The organism is Pelagibacterium montanilacus, from assembly GCF_003992665.1.
In the GTDB taxonomy this organism is placed as follows: domain Bacteria; phylum Pseudomonadota; class Alphaproteobacteria; order Rhizobiales; family Devosiaceae; genus Pelagibacterium; species Pelagibacterium montanilacus.
The window spans coordinates 377,618-400,143 of the sequence record NZ_RZMX01000059.1; the positions used below are offsets into that span (position 1 = coordinate 377,618).

At 65.1% G+C, this 22,526-nt stretch carries 25 protein-coding genes; 16 read left to right on the forward strand and 9 right to left on the reverse strand.

What is annotated here, in order from left to right:
- Position 1: 1 nt before the first annotated feature.
- Positions 2-1,168 carry a GGDEF domain-containing protein gene (locus tag EO136_RS17800; protein ID WP_127145734.1) on the reverse strand — a complete coding sequence of 389 codons (1,167 nt, stop codon included), beginning with the start codon at positions 1,166-1,168 and terminating at the stop codon, positions 2-4.
- An 11-nt stretch (positions 1,169-1,179) separates the two neighbouring features.
- Here EO136_RS17800 and EO136_RS17805 point away from each other — a divergent pair, with 11 nt between their 5' ends.
- The 5 genes from EO136_RS17805 (at position 1,180) to phnE (EO136_RS17825) (ending at position 4,864) form a co-directional block, all read left to right on the forward strand.
- Positions 1,180-1,362, forward strand: coding sequence for a hypothetical protein (locus EO136_RS17805; RefSeq protein WP_127145735.1), 183 nt, complete (start codon positions 1,180-1,182; stop codon positions 1,360-1,362).
- Positions 1,359-2,318: a phosphate/phosphite/phosphonate ABC transporter substrate-binding protein gene (phnD, locus tag EO136_RS17810; protein ID WP_127145736.1), complete on the forward strand. Its 960-nt coding sequence runs from the start codon at positions 1,359-1,361 to the stop codon at positions 2,316-2,318. The genes EO136_RS17805 and phnD overlap by 4 nt, the downstream gene beginning before the upstream one ends.
- A 75-nt stretch (positions 2,319-2,393) precedes the next feature.
- On the forward strand, positions 2,394-3,233 hold the full coding sequence (phnC, locus tag EO136_RS17815; RefSeq protein WP_127145737.1) for a phosphonate ABC transporter ATP-binding protein: 840 nt from the start codon (positions 2,394-2,396) through the stop codon (positions 3,231-3,233).
- Positions 3,234-4,046 carry a phosphonate ABC transporter, permease protein PhnE gene (gene phnE / locus EO136_RS17820; protein WP_127145738.1) on the forward strand — a complete coding sequence of 271 codons (813 nt, stop codon included), beginning with the start codon at positions 3,234-3,236 and terminating at the stop codon, positions 4,044-4,046.
- Between the two features lie 2 nt (positions 4,047-4,048).
- On the forward strand, positions 4,049-4,864 hold the full coding sequence (gene phnE, locus EO136_RS17825) for a phosphonate ABC transporter, permease protein PhnE (RefSeq protein ID WP_127145739.1): 816 nt from the start codon (positions 4,049-4,051) through the stop codon (positions 4,862-4,864).
- A 33-nt stretch (positions 4,865-4,897) separates the two neighbouring features.
- On the opposite strand, the gene EO136_RS17830 is transcribed toward phnE (EO136_RS17825), so the two are convergent.
- From EO136_RS17830 to cobF, 8 genes are all read right to left on the reverse strand, one after another.
- Positions 4,898-5,245 (reverse strand): VOC family protein, encoded by a 348-nt coding sequence (locus tag EO136_RS17830; protein WP_127145740.1) that lies wholly within the window; start codon positions 5,243-5,245, stop codon positions 4,898-4,900.
- Between the two features lie 110 nt (positions 5,246-5,355).
- On the reverse strand, positions 5,356-6,120 hold the full coding sequence (cobM, locus tag EO136_RS17835) for a precorrin-4 C(11)-methyltransferase (RefSeq protein WP_127145741.1): 765 nt from the start codon (positions 6,118-6,120) through the stop codon (positions 5,356-5,358).
- Entirely contained in the window at positions 6,117-7,343 is a 1,227-nt protein-coding gene (gene cbiE / locus EO136_RS17840) for a precorrin-6y C5,15-methyltransferase (decarboxylating) subunit CbiE (protein ID WP_127145742.1), read from the reverse strand. The genes cobM and cbiE overlap by 4 nt, the downstream gene beginning before the upstream one ends.
- Positions 7,336-8,097, reverse strand: a complete 762-nt coding sequence (locus EO136_RS17845) for a precorrin-3B C(17)-methyltransferase (RefSeq protein WP_127145743.1) — start codon at positions 8,095-8,097, stop codon at positions 7,336-7,338. Before EO136_RS17845 ends, cbiE begins: the two co-directional genes overlap by 8 nt.
- Entirely contained in the window at positions 8,094-8,846 is a 753-nt protein-coding gene (locus tag EO136_RS17850) for a precorrin-2 C(20)-methyltransferase (RefSeq protein ID WP_127145744.1), read from the reverse strand. Before EO136_RS17850 ends, EO136_RS17845 begins: the two co-directional genes overlap by 4 nt.
- Complete coding sequence (locus tag EO136_RS17855; RefSeq protein WP_127145745.1) at positions 8,843-9,475, reverse strand: precorrin-8X methylmutase; 633 nt, start codon at positions 9,473-9,475, stop codon at positions 8,843-8,845. The genes EO136_RS17850 and EO136_RS17855 overlap by 4 nt, the downstream gene beginning before the upstream one ends.
- Positions 9,472-10,728: a hypothetical protein gene (locus tag EO136_RS17860; protein WP_164730683.1), complete on the reverse strand. Its 1,257-nt coding sequence runs from the start codon at positions 10,726-10,728 to the stop codon at positions 9,472-9,474. The genes EO136_RS17855 and EO136_RS17860 overlap by 4 nt, the downstream gene beginning before the upstream one ends.
- Positions 10,729-10,792: 64 nt before the next feature.
- Positions 10,793-11,542 carry a precorrin-6A synthase (deacetylating) gene (gene cobF / locus EO136_RS17865; protein ID WP_127145747.1) on the reverse strand — a complete coding sequence of 250 codons (750 nt, stop codon included), beginning with the start codon at positions 11,540-11,542 and terminating at the stop codon, positions 10,793-10,795.
- Positions 11,543-11,616: 74 nt separating this feature from the next.
- Here cobF and EO136_RS18935 point away from each other — a divergent pair, with 74 nt between their 5' ends.
- The 11 genes from EO136_RS18935 to phoB all read left to right on the forward strand — a co-directional run bounded on the left by EO136_RS18935 (position 11,617) and on the right by phoB (position 22,523).
- A complete protein-coding gene (locus EO136_RS18935) occupies positions 11,617-11,997 on the forward strand; it encodes a hypothetical protein (RefSeq protein WP_246018438.1) in 381 nt (126 codons plus the stop codon).
- Positions 11,998-12,041: 44 nt separating this feature from the next.
- Entirely contained in the window at positions 12,042-12,593 is a 552-nt protein-coding gene (locus EO136_RS18940; protein WP_246018439.1) for a copper chaperone PCu(A)C, read from the forward strand.
- A gap of 166 nt (positions 12,594-12,759) precedes the next feature.
- Complete coding sequence (locus tag EO136_RS17875; protein ID WP_127145749.1) at positions 12,760-13,863, forward strand: carboxynorspermidine decarboxylase; 1,104 nt, start codon at positions 12,760-12,762, stop codon at positions 13,861-13,863.
- A gap of 72 nt (positions 13,864-13,935) precedes the next feature.
- Entirely contained in the window at positions 13,936-15,222 is a 1,287-nt protein-coding gene (locus EO136_RS17880) for a saccharopine dehydrogenase family protein (protein ID WP_127145750.1), read from the forward strand.
- Between the two features lie 112 nt (positions 15,223-15,334).
- On the forward strand, positions 15,335-16,162 hold the full coding sequence (locus EO136_RS17885) for an IclR family transcriptional regulator (protein WP_127145751.1): 828 nt from the start codon (positions 15,335-15,337) through the stop codon (positions 16,160-16,162).
- Positions 16,163-16,389: 227 nt separating this feature from the next.
- Positions 16,390-17,427, forward strand: a complete 1,038-nt coding sequence (locus EO136_RS17890; RefSeq protein WP_127145752.1) for a substrate-binding domain-containing protein — start codon at positions 16,390-16,392, stop codon at positions 17,425-17,427.
- Between the two features lie 84 nt (positions 17,428-17,511).
- Positions 17,512-18,879: a phosphate ABC transporter permease subunit PstC gene (gene pstC, locus EO136_RS17895; protein ID WP_425466637.1), complete on the forward strand. Its 1,368-nt coding sequence runs from the start codon at positions 17,512-17,514 to the stop codon at positions 18,877-18,879.
- Between the two features lie 12 nt (positions 18,880-18,891).
- Entirely contained in the window at positions 18,892-20,175 is a 1,284-nt protein-coding gene (pstA, locus tag EO136_RS17900; protein ID WP_127145754.1) for a phosphate ABC transporter permease PstA, read from the forward strand.
- Between the two features lie 121 nt (positions 20,176-20,296).
- The gene (gene pstB, locus EO136_RS17905) at positions 20,297-21,067 is read left to right on the forward strand and encodes a phosphate ABC transporter ATP-binding protein PstB (RefSeq protein ID WP_206513370.1); all 771 of its coding nucleotides are present in this window, start codon (positions 20,297-20,299) and stop codon (positions 21,065-21,067) included.
- 25 nt (positions 21,068-21,092) lie between these two features.
- The gene (gene phoU / locus EO136_RS17910) at positions 21,093-21,800 is read left to right on the forward strand and encodes a phosphate signaling complex protein PhoU (protein ID WP_127145755.1); all 708 of its coding nucleotides are present in this window, start codon (positions 21,093-21,095) and stop codon (positions 21,798-21,800) included.
- Positions 21,801-21,812: 12 nt separating this feature from the next.
- Complete coding sequence (gene phoB, locus EO136_RS17915) at positions 21,813-22,523, forward strand: phosphate regulon transcriptional regulator PhoB (protein WP_127145756.1); 711 nt, start codon at positions 21,813-21,815, stop codon at positions 22,521-22,523.
- Positions 22,524-22,526: the final 3 nt, after the last annotated feature.

Below are 22,526 nucleotides of genomic sequence, written 5' to 3' on the forward strand. Positions count from 1 at the left end.
GTCAGGCCGCGGCCACGGTCCGGGCCGCTTCCACGCGGTTTCGCCCGTTGCGTTTGGCCCGGTACAGGGCCTCGTCAACCGTCGTGAGCAGGGCATGGACGCTCGTCGGACCCGCCTCATGGCAGGCGATGCCCGCCGAGACAGTGATCCGCGTGTCAGCCGGCGCGCCCTCGATTCGCGCATGGACCAGCCGGGCCCGGACGCCCTCGGCTGCGGCCATCGCCGCAAATCCGCTGGCCGAGGGCATGATCACGCCGAACTCCTCGCCCCCGATGCGCGCCACCATGTCCGTGTCGCGGACCACCGAACGCAGCACCTCTGCGAACCGGCGCAGGGCGGCATCGCCCGTGCCGTGCCCATGCGCATCGTTGACGGCCTTGAAATGGTCGACGTCGAACAGCACCAGCGCGAAGGCCGGCTTGCGCGGATCATCGAGCAGTTCCAGCATCCGCTCCTCGAAGGCGCGCCGGTTGAATAGCCCGGTCAGCGCATCGCTGCGCGCGTCCCGGCGCAGGTTCTTTGCCGCGCGCTCGTAGGAAAGGGTAATGGCGAACACCGCGCTGCCGGAAACATGGATGATGGCGATCACCAGGTGCACCACCAACAGCCCGTCGCGTGGCAGGTAGTGCTCGAAACTGGATAAGTCGAACATCGCGATTGCGGCCCGCGCGGCGAACGAGGCCGCCATCAGCGCATAGACCACGATCAGCCCGAGCCGCGAGGGCAGCCCGTCGGCACGATCGCGTGCGAATTCGTGGATGACCAGACCGGTGGCGATGGCCAGAGCCGTATTCGCCCCGGCGAACACCAGCCCGGGGGACGCCATTACCGCGGGGATCAGGCAGATGCATGAAAAGGCAACTGCCGGCCCGAAATAGAGGAGCGGTCTGTCGCCGCGCCCTGAAAACTGCCGCGCGGCCTTGAGCCTCAGCCCGAACCCCAGGAGCAGCGCGCCATGACCCACCGGCCCGATCACGAAGGCCGGCAGCGCGAACTGGAACATGAGCAGGACAAGCGCCGCGGCGAGCACCAGATTGGCCGCCGTCCAGCTCAGCCAGTAGGACGCCCGTTCCTGGCTGCGATAGGCGGACAAAAACGCCATGCCCGCGACCAAGAGGATCAGTGCGTTGGCGAGAAACAGGGTCTGGCTGTCGAGCGGGATCGGCATGGATCGATATCATGGCGAACAAGTCTTGCAATTTAACCAAACGCTTTGGTGAACGCTTCATCAACGCACGCTGGTGGCAGGTCCGCGAGGGAATTCACGAAACTGCAATCAAACCGACATGGAGCTGCAACGGCGTAATGGTCATGGAGAGCCGTCTGATCACCTGCACGACGAACCTTTGGAGCTACCCATGACCTCTCTGTCCCGTCTGCTGACCGGCACGGCCGCCCTTGCTGCCCTGGCGCTGGCCGCCCCCGCAATCGCTTTTGAACTCGACTCCCGCTTCGTCGACAATGACGGCGACCTGGTTGCCGATATCCCCACCGACGAAAGCGCGCTGCTCGATCCCGAGACGCTGATCTTCACCTACACCCCCGTTGAAGACCCCGCCGTCTACGAAGGCGTGTGGCAGGGTTTCATGGATCACCTCTCGGAAGCCACCGGCAAGGACGTCCAGTTCTTCCCCGTCGATTCCAACGCCGCCCAGCTCGAAGCCATGCGCGCCGGTCGCCTGCACATCGCCGGCTTCAACACGGGCTCGAACCCCATCGCAGTTGCCTGTGCCGGTTTCCGCCCCTTCGCCATGATGGCTGCTGAAGACGATTCCTTCGGCTACGAGATGGAAATCATCGTGCCGGCCGATTCCGAGGCCGAAAGCGTCGAAGACCTGCGCGGCGGTGAGATCACCTTCACCCAGGAAACCTCGAACTCCGGCTTCAAGGCGCCGTCGGCCATTCTCGCCAGCGAGTTCGACATGGTCGCCAACGAAGACTTCACCCCGGCCTTCTCCGGCTCGCACGACACCTCGATCCTGGGCGTTGCCAATGGCGACTACGAATCCGCCTCCATCGCCAACTCGGTCAAGGCCCGCATGATCGAGCGCGAAGTGATCGCCGAAGACGACGTCAAGGTCATCTACCAGTCCCAGACCTTCCCCACGACCGGCTACGGCACCGTCTACAACCTCACGCCCGAGCTCCAGGAGCAGATCCGCGACGCCTTCTTCTCGTTCGACTGGGAAGGCTCCGCGCTCCAGGAAGAGTTCGCCAATTCCGGCGAAGCCAAGTTCATCGAAATCTCCTTCCAGGACGACTGGTCGGTCATCCGTCAGATCGACGAGGCCAACGGCGTGTCCTACGCCTGCCAGTAAGGTCTCGGCCGAACGTTTCGGAGCGCCGCGCCAAGTGGCGCTCCTCTTGCATTGGACGACGGGGGAGTATCATTCGTGCTGCGGATCGACGCACTGGACAAGCGCTACAAGACCGGTGACCACGCCCTCAAAGGCGTGTCCTTCACCGTCGAGCGCGGGCAGGTTGTCGGGCTGATCGGGCCCTCGGGCGCCGGCAAGTCCACCCTTATCCGCTGCATCAACCGCCTGGTGGAATCGAGCCGCGGCAAGGTGCTTCTCAACGATGTGGAGATCACCGGGATGTCCGGCTCCGGCCTGCGCCGCATGCGCCGGCGGATTGGCATGATCTTCCAGGAATACGCGCTGGTCGAACGGCTTACCGTCATGGAGAACGTGCTCTCGGGCCGGCTCGGCTATGTGCCCTTCTGGCGCTCCTTTCTCCGCCGCTATCCCCAGGCGGACGTGGACAAGGCCTTCGCGCTTCTGGACCGGGTCGGGCTGACTGATCATGTGGACAAGCGCGCCGATGCGCTTTCGGGCGGCCAGCGCCAGCGCGTGGGCATTGCCCGTGCGCTTGAACAGGATCCCGAACTGCTTCTGGTGGACGAGCCGACCGCCTCGCTCGATCCCAAGACGTCCCGCCAGATCATGCGGCTGATCTGCGAGGTCTGCCGCGAGCGGCAACTGCCCGCGATCATCAACATTCACGACGTCTCGCTCGCCCAGATGTTCGTCGACCGCATCATCGGGCTCAGGGCCGGCGAGGTGGTTTTCGACGGCCCGCCCGATGGCCTCGACCACGCCGCGCTCACCGAAATCTATGGCGAGGAAGACTGGAACCAGATGCGCGCCGAAAAGGAAGAGGACGCCCGCGACGAAGAGGACGCCGCCGCTTTCGAGGCCACTCGCCGCGAGCGCATGGAAGGCATCGCATAAATGAGCGCGACCCCGCCCGTGGCCGGTCGGCGCTGGCGCCGCCCGCCGCTCTTCATCCAGAGCCGGCTCTGGCGCTGGGTGATCTATTCTGGCGTGCTGGTCTATCTGGTCCTGGCCGTCGGCTCGCTCGAAGTCGACTGGCAGCGCGTCTATGCCGGGCTCGAGCGGGCCCAGCGCTTCATCGGCGGCTTCCTTGTGCCCGATTTCGTGACGCGCTCGGACCAGATCTGGCGCGGCATGGTCGAGAGCCTCACCATGACCGTCTGCGCGACCGTGGTGGGCATCGCCATTTCCGTGCCCATCGGCATCGGGGCGGCGCGCAACATCGCGCCATGGCCGGTCCGCGTGGTCTGCCGCGCGATCATTGCGGTCAGCCGCGCTTTCCAGGAGATCGTGATCGCCATCCTCTTTGTCGCCATGTTCGGTTTCGGCCCCTTCGCCGGCTTCGTCACCCTGTCGTTCACTACGATCGGCTTTCTCTCCAAGCTGCTTGCCGACGATATCGAGGAGATCGATGAAAGCCAGGCCGAGGCCACCCGGGCCACCGGGGCCGGGTGGTGGCAGATCGTCAACTACGGTGTGCAGCCCCAGGTCATGCCGCGGCTGATCGGACTTTCGCTCTATCGGCTCGACATCAATTTCCGGGAAAGCGCGGTGATCGGCATCGTGGGCGCCGGGGGCATCGGCGCCACGCTGAACACCGCCATGGAACGTTACGACTACGACACCGCCGGAGCGATCCTGCTGCTCATCATCCTGCTGGTCATGGCCGCCGAATACGGGTCCAGCCACATCCGCAAGTGGATACAGTAGCCATGCCGGTCACCCAGACACCGAGCGGTCCGGTCTGGACCAGACGCACCACCACCGAGCAATGGGCGAGTTGGGCCGGCTGGTTGGCCGTCGCGGTCCTGTTCGTGATCTCCTGGCAGGTCATGAACACCAATACGATCTGGTCGTTCGTCGACGACGCCCCGCGTCAGGCCGGTGATCTGCTCAGCCGCTCCTGGCCTCCGCGCTGGTCCTATGTCGGCAATCTCTGGCTGCCGCTCTGGGACACCCTCAACATGGCGACCCTGGGCACGCTGATCGGCACCATCCTGGCCGTGCCCACGGCCTTTTTTGCCGCCCGCAACACGACGCCCTCCGTGGCGATCCTGCGCCCGGTCGCGCTTTTCGTCATCGTGGCCTCGCGCTCGATCAATTCGCTGATCTGGGCGCTGCTGCTGGTGGCCATTCTCGGCCCGGGCATCCTCGCCGGGATCATCGCGATCGCGCTACGCTCGATCGGCTTTATCGGCAAGCTGCTCTACGAGGCCATCGAGGAGATCGATGAAAGCCAGGTCGAGGCTATCCGCGCAACCGGCGCGGGCGGCTGGCAGGTGCTCGACTATGGCATCGTCCCCCAGGTGCTGCCCGCTTTTGCCGGCATCACGGTTTTTCGCTGGGACATCAACATCCGGGAATCGACCATTCTGGGCCTCGTCGGGGCAGGGGGCATCGGTCTTCAGCTCCAGAGCTCGCTCAATGTGCTCGCCTGGAGCCAGGTGACCGTCATCTTCGCCCTCATCCTCGTGACGGTGATCGTCTCGGAATGGGTCTCGGGCAAAGTCCGCACCGCAATCATCTGACGAGGCTCAGCCGACCGGTAACCAGCCCGAGGCCTACGACCCGTCGAGCAATCCGATCGTATTGCCCTCGGGGTCGAAAAATTCCGTATACCGAAGGGTGTCGAAGCCTTCGATAGCGCTCGGATCGGGCACCTCGATGCCCGATTGCGCCAACCGGGCCCGTTCCGCATCGAGATCCGGCACCAGCAGGGTGATCGTCGTCTGGTCCTGGGCATCGGGAGCATCGAGCACCTGGAACAGCACGCCGTCGCGCAAATCCCATTCATGACACGATGGCATGGGCTCGCGGTCCCAATTCCGTCCGATGCACCGGCGCCACCAGTCTGACTGCGCTGCGAAATCTCTGGCATTGATGCTCAGGAAGATCGAGTGTACGTCCATGTCTGCCTCCGCAAAAGGACTGTGTCCGAAGCACAAGCCCATAGCGGCCAGCCGGTTCCCACGGGCACAGTAGGCCTTGAAGCGCCTGGTTTCGCGGAGCCGCCATGCCGTCAGACGGGGTCCCGCCCCCTGAACCGCCGCTGATAGGCAGCGTCATAGAGCGCGCTCTCGCGGAAGTCGTCTGCACCCAGCGCCCTCCCGACAAAGACGATCGCCGTCCGCTCGATCGGGTCGGCGGCCAGTTTCGAAGCGATATCGCCCAGCGTGCCGCGCATGATCTTCTCTTGCGCCCAACTCGCCCAGGCGACCACGGCCACCGGGCAATCGGTGCCGTAGAGCGGGGTCAGATCGGCAACGATCTGCTCGATTGCGTGGATGGCGAGGTGAATGGCCAGCGTCGCCCCCGTCGCCCCGAACCCGGCCAGCGTCTCGCCCTCGGGCATGGGCGAGGCGCGCCCAGACACCCGGGTGAGAACGAGGCTCTGCGCCTGCGCCGGGATCGTCAGCTCCTGGCCCAGTGCCGCAGCCGCCGCCGCGAAAGCGGGAACGCCGGGCGTCAGCGTATAGGGAATGCCCAGTCGCTCGAGCCGCCGGATCTGCTCTGCCACCGCGCTCCAGACCGAGAGATCGCCCGAATGGAGCCGCGCCACATCCTTGCCCGCCGCATGGGCGGCCACATACTCCGCTTCGATCTCCTCGAGCGAGAGCGGGGCGGTATCGATAAGCCGCGCGCCCTCGGCGCACCAGCCCAGCATCTCCCTTGGTACAATCGAGCCTGCGTAAAGGCACACCGGACAGCGGCCGAGCAGGTCTCTGCCCCGCACGGTAATGAGGTCTGCCGCGCCCGGACCCGCGCCGATGAAATGCACCGTCACGCGCCATCCTCCGGCTTGGTCCACACCCATTGGGTGATCGGCATCGCCGACCGCCACCCCGCCATGGTGCCCAGCGCCTCGGCCCGCGCGATCGCGATCCGCGTCAGCGAGCCGCCCAGCTCCGCATAAAGCGCCAGCAGCAGCGCTTCGAGGTCCAGCGTCACCGCGTTGACGACCAGCCGCCCGCCGGGCCGCAGCGCGGTGATCGCGCGGTCCAGCACACCCTCCTCGCTGCCCCCGCCGCCCACAAAGATCGCGTCGGGCACGGGCAGGCCCTCGAGTGCCTGCGGCGCCCGACCGCTGCGTAACGCGAGCCCAGGCACCCCCAGCCGCGCCGCATTGCCCGCGATCCGGTCCAGCCGCTCCGGCTCTGCTTCGATCGCGATGGCCGAAAGCGACGGGTCCGCCAGCATCCATTCGATCGCGACCGATCCCGACCCCGCACCGATATCCCAGAGCGTCTCGCCCCTTCGCGGCGCCAGCGCCGAGATCGTCATCGCCCGCACCTCGCGCTTGGTGATCTGCCCGTCATGGTCGAAAAGATCGTCAGCGAGCCCCGGTGCCCGCGCGATCACCAGCGCATCGGACGCCGCCACCACCTCGATGGCCAGTACGTTGAGCGCCGCGATATCCTCGAGATCGAACCTGTCGGCACGCGCACTCCGCACCCGCTCGTTCTCTCCGCCCAGCGCCTCGAGCACGGTCACCATGCTCTGGCCGAACCCGGCATCGCAGAGCAGCGCCGCGACGGCCGCCGGCCCCGCGCCGTCCGAGGTCAGCGCCAGCACCCTGCGTCCGGGATGAAGATGGGGCCGGACCAGATCGATCGAGCGGCCATGGATCGAGACCGTCGCCACGTCCTGAAGCGGCCAGCCGGTTCGCGCTGCGGCCAGCGAGAATGCCGAGGGAGCAGGGACCACCACCATCTCGGAGGCGGGCACCCGGCGCGCCAGCGTGGCGCCGACCCCGAAATGGAACGGATCGCCCGAGGCCAGCACGCAGACCGTCTTGCGACCCCGCAGCCGAACCACTTCCTCGATCGAGGCATCGATCGGGCTCTGCCAGCGCCGGGTCTCGTTGAGCCCGAGCGCGGCGACGAGATCGAGATGCCGCGCGCCGCCGAAGACGATTTCGGCGCCCGAGATGAGCCGCCGCGCCGTCTCGGTCAGCCCGTCCAGCCCGTCCTCGCCCACCCCGATGATCCGCAGCCAGCGCTCAGCCATCGTCCCTCACAAATCGCGGAGTATAGACCAGCGGCGGCTGTCCGGCCCGCGTGATGATCCGTGTCGTCGGCGCGCCCACGATCACGCAGGTCGCCATGTCGGCCATCTCGGGTCGTGCCTCGCCGAGTGAGACGATGCGCATCGCCGCGTCGGGCCGCCCCGCCGCGCGCCCGAAGACGACCGGAATCTCGCTGTCCAAAATCTCGCGCAGGATGTTGAACGCGCTGCCCAATTGCCACGGCCTTGCCTTGGATATGGGGTTATAGAACGCCATCGCGAACCCCGCGCCGGCCGCCGCCCGAAGTCTCGCCTCGATCACGGTCCAGGGCTTGAGGTTGTCCGACAGCGAGATCGCGCAGAAGTCATTGCCCAGTGGCGCGCCGGCGCGCGCGGCCACAGCCAGCATGGCCGTCAGCCCCGGAACGACCACAAGCTCGATCCCGTCCCATCTCGGCGCATCGGACTCGATCGCCTCGCAGACCGCCGACGCCATGGCAAAGACCCCCGGATCGCCGCCCGAAACCATGCACACGGCCTCCCCGGCCGCCGCCGTGCCCAGCGCCTCGCGGGCCCTGTCCAGCTCCTCGCGATTGTCCGAGGCGATCGCGCGCTGGCCGGGCGCCAGAGCCAGTCGGTCGAGATAGGGTGCGTATCCATAAAGCGCTGTCGCCCGGGCAATCGCCGCCTGGGCGTCCGGGGTCATCATCGCCCCGTCGCCCGGGCCCAGCCCCACCACATGAAGTGTTCCCGTCATGGCGCCGCCGCGCCCGGACGCGCCGCCCAGCCGGGCACGAGCACCATGGAGAAATAGGGTGCCGGGGCGTCGTCGCGCTCGGCCAGCCGGACCACATGCCCGCCCGGCATCGTCCCGCGCTCCACATAGACCGACGCATCGAGCTTGCCCGCCCGCGTCAGAGCGGCGCGGATCTTGGGCAGGTTGCGCCCCACCTTCATGATGACGGCGCTCTCGGTATTAGCCAGCCGCGCCGCTAGCGCTGCCTCGTCGAGCGTGCCCGGCAGCACGGTAAAGATGTCGTCGCCCTGCATCAGCGGAACGCCCGCCTGGCTCCAGCACCCCGAAAGGCTGGTGACGCCCGGCACCACTTCGGTCGCATAGCGCGGGGACAGCCGAACATGGATATGCATGTAGCTGCCGTAAAAGAACGGATCGCCTTCGCTGAGCACCGCCACGCTGCGCCCCGCATCGAGATGCCGGGCGATCGCTGCCGCGCTTTCTTCGAAGAAGTCCCCGATCGCCTGCCTGTACGCTTCGGAGTGTCGGTCCATCTCCACGGTCACCGGATAGGCCAGCTTCAGCTCAATCGCGCTCTCCGGCCAATGCGGGTCGACGATGGTGCGCGCATTGCCGTTGCGGCCGCGCTTTAGAAAATGGGCGATGACGTCCGCTTCCCCAATAGTGCGCACGGCCTTCAGCGTCAGCAGTTCCGGATCGCCCGGGCCGGTGCCCACGCCGAAGAGACGCCCCGCCTTTGGCCCGCTCACAGTCCGGGCCTCGCCAGCGCATTGATCGCCGCTGCGGTCATGGCGCTGCCGCCCAGCCGGCCGTCGACGATGGCGAAAGGAACGCCCCAGGAATTCTCGCTAAGCGCCTGTTTTGATTCGGCTGCCCCCACGAACCCCACCGGCATGCCGACAATCGCCGCCGGCTTGGGCGCGCCGTCGCGCAACAGCTCCAGCAGGTGGAAAAGCGCCGTCGGCGCATTGCCGATCGCCACCACCGAGCCAGCCATGCGCGGCAGCCAGATATGGATCGCCGCCGCCGAGCGCGTGGTGTCATAGTCGAGCGCCAGGTGCGGGGTTTCCGGGTTGCGCAATTCGCAGATGACCTCGTTGTTGGCCGGCAGCCGCGCCCGCGTCACGCCCCGCGCGACCATCTCGGCATCGGTAAAGATCGGCGCGCCAGCGGCCAGTGCTGCGCGCGCAGCCTCCACGAACCCGGGCGAGAACTGGAAATGGGTCGCCGCGTCCACCATTCCGCAGGCATGGATCATGCGCACGGCGACGTCGGCCTCGGCTTCGGAAAAGCGCGAGAGGTCGGCCTCGGCCCTGATGATGGCAAAGCTCTGGCGATAAATGGCCTCGCCATCGCGGATGTAGTCGTAGGTGGTCATTGCGCTTCCAGCACCATGAGCGCGTCCAGCGTGCTGTCGCCTTTTTGGCGGGCATCGCGGATTCGTCTCGCCAGATCGAGTATGCCATTCTCAATAGCGGCAGGATCGAGCGTTGCAAGGCGCTTGTGGGGTTGCTCGAAGCGGAAAATCTCCGTGCCCTTGAGCATCAGCCCCGGCTTGTTGGGGTGCGCGCACCCCTTGGCGCAGGTCGAAACGTGCAGGTGGAACGAGCCATCCACAAGGTCGGTATCCACGGCCAGCAGCGCCGCAGCCAGTTGCGCGGCGTGGATCGCCTGGCCTGCGGTGCCTTCCGCGCCCGAGCATACGCCCAGCCGCGTGCCCTCGGCGTCCCCGCGCGTCCAGTAGCCCGCACCGCTCAGCGCCGGCGAGAGCGCGTGAAGCGCCGCGGTCTCGAATCCTGACAGCACCATCGTGCGGTCCGGAGCCGGGCGGGCCCGGCGCACCTTGAACCGCGCCATGGTCTCGCCCAGCGCCTTGAGCTGGTAGGCGCGGACCTGCCCGAAGGGCAGCCCGATCCGCAGCGCCGGGCGTTGGCCGGTCAAGACCATGGGCCCGACGGTATAGCTCACGGGGCGGGTATAGGTCGGGGGCAGGGGGCTTGTCGCTTCGAGGCTGGCCTGCAGTGCGAAGCGGTCGAGATCGCTGCCCCGGGCCCGGGGCCCGATCTGCTGGAGCTCGGCGAGCACCGCGCGCACCGTGGCCGCGGCGTCGCGCTCGGTGACAAGGCCCACCGTGTCCCCGCCCACTTCCAGCACCCAGCCCTGCGGCTGGGCGATCAGCCGGATATCGGCCTTGAGCGCATCGAGCGCCACCTGTCCGCCGGTCGCGAGCACGATCGAGAGCTTGGGAGAAAGCGCGCCATGGGAGAGAACCTCCCGCGCCACGATCCTCAGCGATTCCGCCAGCGCGCGCGGGTCGGCCCGCTCCTTGGGATCCTCGCCGGCGATTGGCGAGCATTCCACGCTCGGGCCCGTCATCGCCTCGATCCCGGCGCCATCGAGTGCGGCGCGGAAGCCTTCTTCGGACTCCTTGGTCAGCCCCCGCACCTGGATCGAGCCGCGCGCGGTCACCTCGATCAGCCCGTTTCCATGGTCCGCGCTCGCCGCGGCGAGCGCGATCACCTGGTCGGGATCGAGACCGGACGCCGGCCGGAAGCGCACCAGCAGCCCGTCGGCCACGGCCATGGGCTCGGCCAGTGTGGGGCAGGCGCCGCGCGGGGCGGGGTGGACCATCAAAACCTTCCTTTCGCCCGCCCTCTTAACAGGGCGCACCCCGATGCGGAAAGGGTGCCCCGCGTCACACCCGGCGCAACAGGTAAATGTCCATGATCCAGCCATGCTGTTTCCGGGCCGCGGCGTGGGCCCGGGCGATCGTGTCGCGCACCTCGGCGAGGGCCCCCGAGATCAGGATTTCCTCGTCCATGCCCACATAGGCGCCCCAATGAATCTCGATGCCTTGGGGATCGAGCGCGGAAAAAGCCTGCCGCCCGTCCAGCATCACCACCACGCTGTCCGCGCCCTCGGGCCATTCCTCTGAGAGGCGACGCCCTGTGGTGATCGTGATCGGATTGCCGATCGTGTTGAGCGGAATGGCAAAGGCCGCGGTCAGAACCTGGACCGCCGTCACGCCCGGCACCACCCGAACTGTGAAGTCGGGCCCGCCCAGCGCCCGAACATGCCCGAGAATGCGCAGGGTGCTGTCATAAAGCGAGGGGTCCCCCCAGACGAGAAACGCACCATTCTCCTCTTCACCCATCTGTGCGAGCAGGGTCCCGTACTGAAGCGCAATGGCGTGGTGCCAATCGTCGACGCCCGCCCCGTAATCGGGATTGGCCGCATCGCGTACGGGCAGGGCGAATTCGACGGTCCGGGCTCCGGGTCTCAGATGCCGCGCGCAGATCTGATGGCGCACCGCCGCCAGGGCGGCTTTTTCCTCGCCCTTGGTCGGCACGAACACCCTGTCGGCCTTCCCGAGCGCGCGGACGCCCTCAAGGGTGAGATGGTCGGGGTTTCCGGTCCCGATCCCGATCACGGTGAGCGTGCGCATAGTGCGGCCGATGCGACATTGATGTGCTTGAGAGCAGTCCTAGAACACGCTACCCAGATGTGGAAAGGGGTCCCATGGCAGCGATTGGCAGAACACTGGTGCGCGAATGCAGCGCGGCTGTCGCCGTGCTGGCCGTCTATGTCCTGACCCTCCTTGTCCCCCTCCACCAGGCCCAGGCCACTCAGGATGCGTTCGAGGTCCTTGGATTCGAGCCGCTCTCGGGCTGGTCCCTGTGTCTGGCCGGGGAGACCGAGTCTCCGTCTCCCGGCGGCCCCCAGCCCGTCTGCCCTGTGGCTGGCGTCGGCAAGACCGGCATGGCTTTGCCGGACCTCGTGGCCATCCCGGGGCCCCTCGCGGTGGTCCTCCGGATTGGCCAACCGGTCCTCGCACTGGCCCCGATTGCCCCCGCGCCGCATGGAACCCCTCCTGCCAGAGCACCTCCGGAAACGCCCTGAACCGATTCTTTCGACTCAGCTTTCCTCTTTTCGGAGTTCACATCATGAACCGGATGTCCCTTTTCGGCGCCCTCGCCGCCGTCTGCCTTTCCCTGCCTGCCTACGCCCATGACGATCACGCCCCTGATGACGACCACGGTCATGTCCACGCCGAGGACGTGGTCCAGGCGGGCAACCTCGTGATCTCCGGCCCATTTGCCCGGGCCACCAATCCCGGCGCGCCCGTAGGCGGCGGCTACTTCGCGGTCACCAATACCGGGGAGGCCGACGACCGGCTTATCGCGGTGGAGGCCGATGTCTCCGAGCGCGTCGAGATTCACGAAATGGCCCATGAGGGCGACGTCATGACCATGCGCGAGCTCGCGGACGGGCTCGTGATCCCCGCCGGAGAAACAGTGACGCTGGCGCCCGGCGGCTTCCACCTGATGTTCATGAACCTTGAGACAGCCTTTGTGGAAGGCGAGGCCGTGGACGTGGTGCTCGACTTTGAAAATGCCGGCCGCGTTCCACTCTCGCTCCCCGTCGCCGCTGCCGGAGCCCGGCAGGCTGCGGGCGACGCGCCCTGCCACGAAGCGGGTGACGAGCACGTGCACTAAGGCCGTTACGGGCCGGTCGGGGCGATTGCTCCGGCTGGCCCGAAAGCGAAATCTTCAAGCGGGCTCTTGTGCTTGAGGCCGAGCTTCATTAGATAGGCCGCTCTGATTTGAATGACGCGACGATGACGTGCCCGGCCCGGGTGCTTTGGAGGTTCGAACGTAAAGATTGCTCAAGACGCCGTATTATCTGATCGACAAGTCGATACTTCTCCAGAACATGGAAAAATTGTCGGACCTGCGTCGGAAGTCGGGCGTCAAGTGCGTTCTGGCGCTCAAGGCATTCGCGACCTGGAGCGTCTTCGACCTCATGGCCGAGCATATGGACGGCACCACCTCGTCCTCGCTCAACGAAGTCAAGCTCGGCAAGCTCAAGTTCGGTGGTGAGACTCACGCCTATTCGGTGGCCTGGGCCGATCACGAAATCGACGAAGCGATCGAGAATTCCGACAAGATCATCTTCAATTCCGTCGGCCAGCTCGAGCGCTTCGGCGCCAGGGCGCGCGCGGCCGGCAAGCAGGTCGGCCTGCGGCTCAATCCCGGCATTTCCCATTCCCATTTCCTGCTCGCTGACCCGGCACGGCCGTTCTCGCGGCTGGGCGAATGGGACATGGATCGGGTTGCCCCGGTGCTCGACCAGCTTTCGGGCGTGATGTTCCACTTCAACTGCGAGAACGACGAGTACGACAGCCTCGATACCCTGCTCAAGGCGATCGAGGAGCGCTACGCCGACGTCCTGCACCGCATGGAATGGGTCAGCCTCGGCGGGGGCATCCGCTTCACCAACGAGGACTACCCGATCGACCGGCTGGCCGAGCGGCTGAAATCCATGTCCGAGCGTTACGGCATCCAGCTCTATCTCGAGCCCGGCGAAGCGACCGTCACCCGGTCCACGACCCTGGAAGTTTCCGTGCTCGATACCGTCTATAACGGCAAGCACGTTGCGATCGTTGACAGTTCGACCGAAGCGCATATGCTCGATCTGCTGACCTACGACGAATATACATCGGTGGCCCCCAATAAAGGGCCGCACACCTACATGATCTGCGGCAAAACCTGTCTTGCCGGAGACATTTTTGGAGAGTTCCAGTTCGAACATGAACTCAAGGCCGGGGACCGTATCTCCTTCCTCGATGCGGGAGGATACACCATGGTCAAGAAGAACTGGTTCAACGGGGTTCAGATGCCGGCCATAGCGGTTCGGCATTTGGACGGGCAGGTGGAACTCGTGAAAGAGTTCACGTTCGAGGACTACGCGCAGAGCCTGTCGTAACCGGGTTGAGAGCCCAACGACGACAGACTGGCGTAGATTGGTTCAATCTCTGCAAAAGGTGTTACGTGCGAAGTGAAAAAGAACGTTCTGATCATCGGTGCCGGAGGTGTGGCGCAGGTCGTCGCCCATAAGTGCGCGCAGCACAATGATGTGCTGGGCGACATCCACATCGCTTCCCGGACCGTCGAGAAATGTCGCGACATCGTCGCCAGCGTGCTCGAGAAGAAGTCGCTCAGGAAACCTGGCGTCATCGAAGCCCACAAGCTCGATGCGCTCGATATCGAGGCGACCAAGGCGCTCATCGGCAGGACCAGAGCGCAGATCGTGATCAATGTCGGCTCCTCTTTCGTCAACATGTCGGTTCTCGAAGCCTGCATCGCGACGGGTGCGGCCTATATCGATACCGCCATCCACGAAGAGCCCGACAAGATCTGCGAAACGCCGCCTTGGTACGGCAATTACGAGTGGAAGCGACGTGAGCGGTGCGAGAAGGCCGGCGTAACGGCCATTCTCGGCGCGGGGTTCGATCCCGGCGTGGTCAACGCCTATGCGGCATTGGCGGTCGAAGAGTATTTCGACACCGTCGAGTCCATCGATATCATCGACATCAATGCCGGTTCGCACGGCAAGTACTTCGCCACGAACTTCGATCCGGAAATCAACTTCCGCGAGTTCACCGGACGCGTCTACTCCTGGCAGGATGGCCAGTGGCAGACCAACCAGATGTTCGAGATCCCCAGGACCTGGGACCTGCCGGTGGTCGGCGAAAGCAAGACCTACATGACCGGCCACGATGAGATCCATTCGCTCTCGCGCAATCTCGACGTGCCCAACATCCGGTTCTGGATGGGGTTCGGGGATCACTACGTCAACGTCTTCACCGTGCTCAAGACCCTCGGGCTTTTGTCCGAGCAGCCGATCACGACCGCCGAAGGGCTCGAAGTCGTGCCCCTCAAGGTGGTCAAGGCCGTGCTGCCCGATCCGTCCTCGCTCGCGCCCGAATACAAGGGCAAGACCTGCATCGGCGATCTGGTGAAAGGCAAGAAGGACGGTGAGGATCGCGAGGTCTTCATATACAACGTCGCGGACCACGAGGAGGCCTACGCCGAAGTCGGCAGCCAGGGCATCTCCTACACCGCCGGCGTTCCGCCTGTCGCCGCCGCGATGCTGATCGCCCGAGGCGTGTGGGACGTGCACCGCATGGTCAATGTCGAGGAGCTCCCGCCCCAGCCGTTCCTGGGCCTGCTCAACGAGATGGGTCTGCCGACCTGCATTCGCGACGAGAAGGGGATCGAACGTCCGCTCTCGTTCGAAGGCTGGCACACCGCCCAGACCGGCGAGAAGCGCGCACGCGGCTGATCCTGCCTGGTCAACGTCCAATCACTTCAGCCGCCCCGGAGCCATCCGGGGCGGCTTTTGCGTTCGGGCGCGTGCAGGGATATAGCAATGTCATCGATCGGGAGGCAGGGCGATGAGCGACGAGGACGAGGAGCCGGGGGCAGGGCGCAGCGAGAAACGCCGGTCGGGACTGGTTCAGTCCGTCGACCGCGCGCTGACCCTGCTCGAGGTGCTCGCCGAAGACGAGGAAGGCCACCGGCTGACCGACATCGCCACCCGGTCCGGGCTGTCCATCTCCACCGTCCATCGGCTGCTCACCACCCTCGAGCAGAGAAAATTCGTGCAGTTCGACCGCTCGGACGGCATGTGGCATGTGGGGCGCCAGGCCTTCACTGTGGGCGCGACCTTCGCGCGCCAGCGCAATTTCGTGGCCCCGGCCTTGCCCGTCCTGCGCCGCCTGCGCGACAGGACGCGCGAGACCGCCAATCTCGGTGTGGTCGACGAGGGCGAGGTCGTGGTGCTCACCCAGGCTGAAAGCCGGGAGATCATGCGCGCGATCACCCGGGTCGGCGGCCGCGCGCCCATGGCGCAATCGGGCATGGGCAAGGCGATTCTCGCGACCTATTCCGATGATGAGGTCGCCGCCTACATCAAGCGCGCTGCCCTGCGCCCGATCACGGCCAGGGCCATCACCCGGCTCGACGTTCTGCGCCGGGACCTCGAGGTGACGCGCGCGCGCGGCTACGCCATCGATGACGAGGAATACGTCACCGGTCTTCGCTGCGTGGCTGCGGTGATCTACAACGCCGATGCCGAACCGTTATGCGCGATTTCGGTCTCAGGCCTCACCGCGCGGGTGCCCGCCGACCGTCTCGATACGCTCGGCCGGATGGTCGCCGAGGCGGCCGGGGAACTGACTCAGCTCCTTGGCGGAACCACCCCTGCAGCCCGGCCTGCCTGAGGGTATGTGGTGTATGACACGGGCGGAGGGAAATGCACAGCTTCAAACTGTCATAATTCATATAAAACAATGGCTTACGCTGTCATAAATGTTTTGCACAAACGACATATAAGGTTTGCAGCGCGAACCTAGTGTGCGCCCCGTACAGCGGAGACAAAAGACAACTACACCGTCTTGATCCGCGCCTCGATTGACGAGAAACCGCTTCTGATAAGGAAGGCACACTCATGAAATCCGCACTTTACGCAGGCGTCGCGCTCGCCGTCGTCGCCGCACTCGGCACCACTGCCGTCCAGGCCCAGTCCCGCGACCAGATCCGCATCGTCGGTTCGTCCACGGTGTTCCCTTACACCCAGGCTGTTGCCGAGCAGTTCGGTTCATCCACCGAGTTCTCCGCTCCCGTCGTCGAGTCGACCGGTACCGGTGGCGGCATGCAGATCTTCTGTGACGGCGTTGGCGCCGAGTTCCCCGATATCACGGGTGCTTCGCGCGCAATGACCGAAGGTGAGTACGACAGCTGCATCGCCAATGGCGTCGACAGCATCAACGAAGTACTCATCGGCTTTGACGGCCTTTCCGTTGCTCACGCTCAGAGCGGCCCGGACATGGACCTGACCAAGGCCCAGCTCTTCCAGGCACTGGCTGCTGAAGTCGAAGTCGACGGCGAAGTCGTCGCCAATCCCTACACCAACTGGTCGGAAATCGACTCCTCGCTTCCCGACATGGCCATCACCGTTTTCGGCCCTCCCCCGACCTCGGGCACCCGCGACGCGTTCGTTGAACTCGTCATGGAAGAAGGCTGCGGTGAGTTCGAAGCCATCACCGCTCTCGAAGAAGATCGCATGGAAGAAGTCTGCCAGCGCATGCGCCAGGACGGACCCTTCGTTGAAGCCGGCGAGAACGACAACCTGATCGTTCAGCGCCTCAACTCCGACGACACCGCCGTGGGTATCTTCGGTTACTCGTTCCTCTACGAGAACCAGGACACGCTCAAGGCAGTCGCTGTCGAGGGCGTCTCGCCGTCGGCCGAAACCATCGCTGATGGCTCCTACGGCATCTCGCGTCCGCTGTTCTTCTACGTCAAGAACGATCACATGGGCGTCATCCCCGGCCTGACCGAGTTCGTCACCGAGTATGTGTCCGAAGCTTCGTTCGGCCCGGGCGGTTACCTTGAAGAGCGTGGCCTGATCCCGCTTTCCGATGAAGAGCGCGACCAGACCCGCGCAAACATCGAAGAAGGCGCTCACTTCACGCGCTACGAGTAATCGGCTCCAATAGTCATGCCGGTCGGGACATTGCGTCCCGGCCGGCTCCTCGTTTGATCGGAGACATGCGAAGTGCTTGGATTCCTGTTCACAGCAATAATTGTTCTCTCCCTGGCCGCATTTTACGTTGGTCGCTCAGCGGGAAACCGATTCGTTGCTGAGAACGGACCTGCCACCCACTCCCTCGCAGGATATCACGGCGCTTTCGTCGCCATCTGGGTCGGTGTTCCGGCCCTGGTTCTGGTTCTGCTCTGGCTGCTCCTTCAGGGCAGCGTAATCGACAACCTTCTTCTTGCCAGCCTGCCGCCCGCATTGACCGATGGGGTCGCGCCTGGGCGCATGAGCCTGCTCCTCTCGGAAATCAAGAACACTGCCGTCGGGGTCACCTTTGGCGAGCCTTCGCCCGAGTTGTCCGCTGCCGCCGATACATGGGCGCGCTGGAACGTCATCGCCGGCTGGGCCATGTTCGTTGTCGCGCTGGCCGTCATGCTGCTCGCCGGGTTCTTTGCCTACACGCGCCTGAACTACCGGTTTCGCGCCCGGACCAATGTCGAGCGCTTTTTGAGCGGCTTCATGATCTTCTGCTCGCTCATCGCCATCGTCACGACGCTGGGTATCATCGTTTCGCTCGTGGCTGAATCGCTGCAGTTCTTTTCCATGGTGCCGCCCGCCGAGTTCTTCTTCGGGCTGAACTGGGAGCCCCAGATCTCGATCCGCGAGGATCAGATCGCCGGCAGTGGTGCCTTTGGCGCTGTCCCCGTATTCCTCGGCACACTGGTCATTGCGTCAATCGCCATGATCGTTGCGACCCCCGTGGGCATCTTCACGGCCATTTATCTGGTGGAATACTCCGGCAGACGTGTCCGCAACGTCATCAAGCCCATTCTCGAAATCCTCGCGGGCGTCCCCACGGTGGTCTACGGCTTCTTTGCGGTGCTAACCGTCGCCCCGGCCATTCGGGAAGCGGGCTCGCTGCTCGGCTTTGCGACCTCTCCGAATTCGGCGCTGGCCGCGGGTGGGGTCATGGGCATCATGATCATCCCCTTCATCTCGTCTCTGGCCGACGACGCTCTGCGCGCCGTGCCGCAATCGATGCGTGACGGATCGCTCGCCATGGGCGCTACGCGCGCCGAGACGGTCAAGAACGTGCTGCTTCCCGCTGCGCTGCCCGGCATCGCCGGCGGCTTGCTTCTCGCCGCCTCCCGCGCCATCGGGGAAACCATGATCGTGGTGATGGCCGCCGGGCTGATCGCGTCTATGAACATCAATCCTCTGGACTCGGTCACCACCGTCACCGTTCAGATCGTGACGCTTCTGATCGGCGACACGGCGTTCGACAATCCCAAGACCCTTGCGGCCTTTGCCCTCGGTCTGGTCCTGTTCGTCGTCACGCTGTGTCTCAATGTGGTGGCACTGACCATCGTGCGCAAATACCGCGAACAATACGAATAAGGCGCCAGGACAATGACCGATACATCTGCAGTCTCAGTATCAGACCGTCCGGCAGACGTTGCTGCCCGCCTGCGCAAGAAGCGCTATGCGGCAGACCGCCGGCTCCGGGCCTACGGCATCGGGGCCATAACGGTGGCCGTCGGCCTGCTGGGAATTCTCATCGCGACCCTGGTTCTGGGGGGCTATCAGGCTTTCACGCAGACCCATGTCCGCGTGACGTTCCCCATCTCCACCCAGAACGTCGATGCCGATGATCTGCGTGGCAGCAACTGGCGCGCGGTGGTGACAGAAGGCGTCGAAAATCTGTTCCCCGGCCAAAGTGAAGAGGTCCGGGGCCTGGGCGCGCGGATCCTGACCAACAACACCCAGTTCTTCGTACGCGATGCGGTTATCGCCAATCCGTCTCTTGTCGGCGAAACCCTGGTGCTCGAAGTACCCGCGTCCGACCCCTATGACCAGCTCAACAAGGGCGTGCTCGACCGCGACCTGCCCGAGAACCGCCGCCGGCTGACCGACGAACAGATCGCGGCCTACGATATCGTCGAGGAGCAGGGGCTCGTAAGCCGGCCTTTCAACTGGGCACTGTTCTTCAACGCGGATAGCCGCTTCCCGGAGATCGCGGGTCTCTCGGGCGCTATTGTCGGGTCCTTCTATGCCCTGATGATCTGTTTCGTGATCAGTTTTCCCGTGGGCATCGCTGCTGCGATCTATCTCGAGGAATTCGCACCCAGGAACCGGTATACCGACATCATCGAGGTCAACATCAACAACCTCGCTGCCGTGCCCTCGATCGTGTTCGGCCTTCTGGGTCTGGCGGTGTTCCTGCAGATCTTCGGGCTTCCCCGGTCCGCACCGCTGGTCGGCGGTATGGTCCTCTCGCTGATGACGCTGCCAACCATCATCATCGTGACGCGCAACGCGCTCAAATCCGTGCCGCCTTCAATTCGTGAGGCTGCTCTGGGTATGGGAGCGTCCAAGCATCAGGTGATCATGCACCACGTGCTGCCGCTCGCCCTGCCTGGCATTCTCACCGGCACCATTATCGGTCTGGCCCAGGCGCTCGGCGAGACGGCGCCGCTGCTGCTGATCGGTATGAACTCGTTCATCACCAGCCCCCCGGGCGGGGTGATGGAAGCCTCCACGGCTCTTCCGACCCAGATCTTCATCTGGGCCGACAGTCCCGAGCGCGGCTTCGTGGCGCGCACGTCCGCCGCCATCCTCGTGCTTCTCGGCTTCCTGATCACGATGAACGCAATCGCAATCTTCCTGCGTCAGCGCCTCGAGCGGACCTGGTAGGAACCAATTGGAGCGCGAAACAATGTCCACAACACTCAGCGCTAGGGGCGCCACCGACATGTCTGGCACTTCCGCACCGTCCACGACGCAGGCCCCTGCACACCAGACTGTCCGCGTGCCCATGGTCGACGCGAACCTCCCCCGTCTCAAGGCAAAGGACGTCTCGGTCTTCTACGGAGACAAGCAGGCGCTCTACGATGTCTCGATCGACGTTCCCGAGAAGGCGGTAACCTCGTTCATCGGCCCCTCGGGCTGCGGCAAGTCGACCTTCCTGCGCTGCATCAACCGCATGAACGACACCATCGAGAGCTGTCGCGTTTTGGGCGATATCACGCTCGACGACCAGAACCTTTACGACTCCTCGCTCGACGTCGTCGAGTTGCGCGCCCGGATCGGCATGGTCTTCCAGAAGCCCAACCCGTTTCCCAAGTCGATCTTCGAGAACGTCGCCTACGGCCCCAAGATTCACGGGCTGGCGCGCAGCAAGACCGATCTCGAGGAGATCGTGGAATCCTCGCTCAAGAAGGCGGGCTTGTTCAACGAGGTCAAGGACCGGCTCCATTCGCCCGGAACCGGGCTGTCCGGCGGCCAGCAGCAGCGCCTCTGCATCGCCCGTGCCATCGCCGTGGGCCCCGAGGTGATCCTGATGGACGAGCCGTGCTCGGCGCTCGACCCGATCGCGACCGCGATCATCGAGGAGCTGATCGACGAGCTGCGCGAGAACTACACCATCGTCATCGTGACGCACTCCATGCAGCAGGCCGCGCGCGTGTCCCAGAAGACCGCGTTCTTCCACCTTGGCAAGCTGATCGAGGAAGGACCGACCGAGGGGATTTTCACCAATCCCCGGGACAAGAAAACCCAGGACTACATCACCGGCCGGATCGGCTGATACCTACCAACTCGGGGGACCACCCATGCCGACCACAGGTGATCATATCGTTACGTCCTACGAGGACGAACTCAACACTCTCGCTGCCCTGATCGCCCGCGCCGGCGACAAGGCGGTAGAGGCCCTTGCCGACGCCACCCGCGCGCTGGTGGACGACGATGCCGCCCTCGCCGAGGCCACCGTCCGGGCCGACAAGGAAATCGACGCCCTCCAGCACGAGATCGACAACCTCGCCGTCTCGATCATCGCGCGCCGCCAGCCCATGGCATCCGACCTTCGCCTGATCATCTCCTCGATCCACGTCGCCAACGACCTCGAGCGCATCGGCGACATGGCCAAGTCCATGGCCCGCCGCTCCATCGAGATCAATCGCGGGGAGGGCCCGGCCCGCCACATCGGCTCGCTGCGCCAGATGACCGAGATCGCCGGCCGGCAGATCCGCATGGCGCTGGACGCCTTCGCCAACCGCGACGAGGCCGGCGCCATCGCCGTGCTCGAGCACGATTACGAGATCGACTCCGCCTATGTGGCCCTTTTCCGCGAGCTTCTGACCTACATGATGGAAGATCCGCGCAACATCTCTGTGTGCACGCACCTTCTGTTCTGCGGCAAGAACATCGAGCGGGTGGGCGACCACGGCACCAACATTGCCGAGCAGGCCTATTTCCTCGCCACCGGCCGCGATCTGGCGACCGAGGACGACAAGGTCAACCGCCGGCAGCTCAAGGGTTGATGAGGTAAGCGCATGCGTCCGCACGTTCTGCTGGTCGAGGACGAGGCCGATATCTCGGTCCTCCTGCGTTACAATTTCGAAGCCGAGGGCTTCTCGGTCGGCACCGCCGAGACCGGCGAGGAAGCCGATATCCAGCTGCGTGAGGCGCGTCCCGACGTGATCGTGCTCGACTGGATGCTGCCCGGCGCCTCGGGGATCGAACTCTGCCGCCGCTGGCGCATGCGCGAGGAGACCGCCCGGGTCCCCATCATCATGCTCACCGCCCGCGGCGAAGAGGAAGAGCGCGTGCGCGGCCTTGCCACCGGCGCCGACGATTACATGACCAAGCCCTTCTCGGTGCCCGAGCTCATCGCCCGCGTGCGCGCGCTGCTGCGCCGGTCGAGCCCGCACCTGATCGCGGCCGTGCTTTCGGCGGGGGATCTCGAACTCGACCGCTCGAGCCACCGGGTCCGCCGCAGCGGCTCGGAGTTGCACCTCGGCCCCACCGAATACCGGCTGCTCGAATTCCTCATGAGCAATCCCGGCCGCGTCTATTCGCGCGAGCAACTGCTCGACGGCGTCTGGGGCGCCGATGTCTATGTGGACGAGCGCACCGTGGACGTGCATATCGGCCGGCTGCGCAAGGCCATCAACCGTGGCCGCGCCAGGGACCCCATCCGCACTGTGCGCGGCGCGGGCTATTCCTTCGACGAGAACTTCGCCGCCGCCGCAGCCCGCCGCTGATCG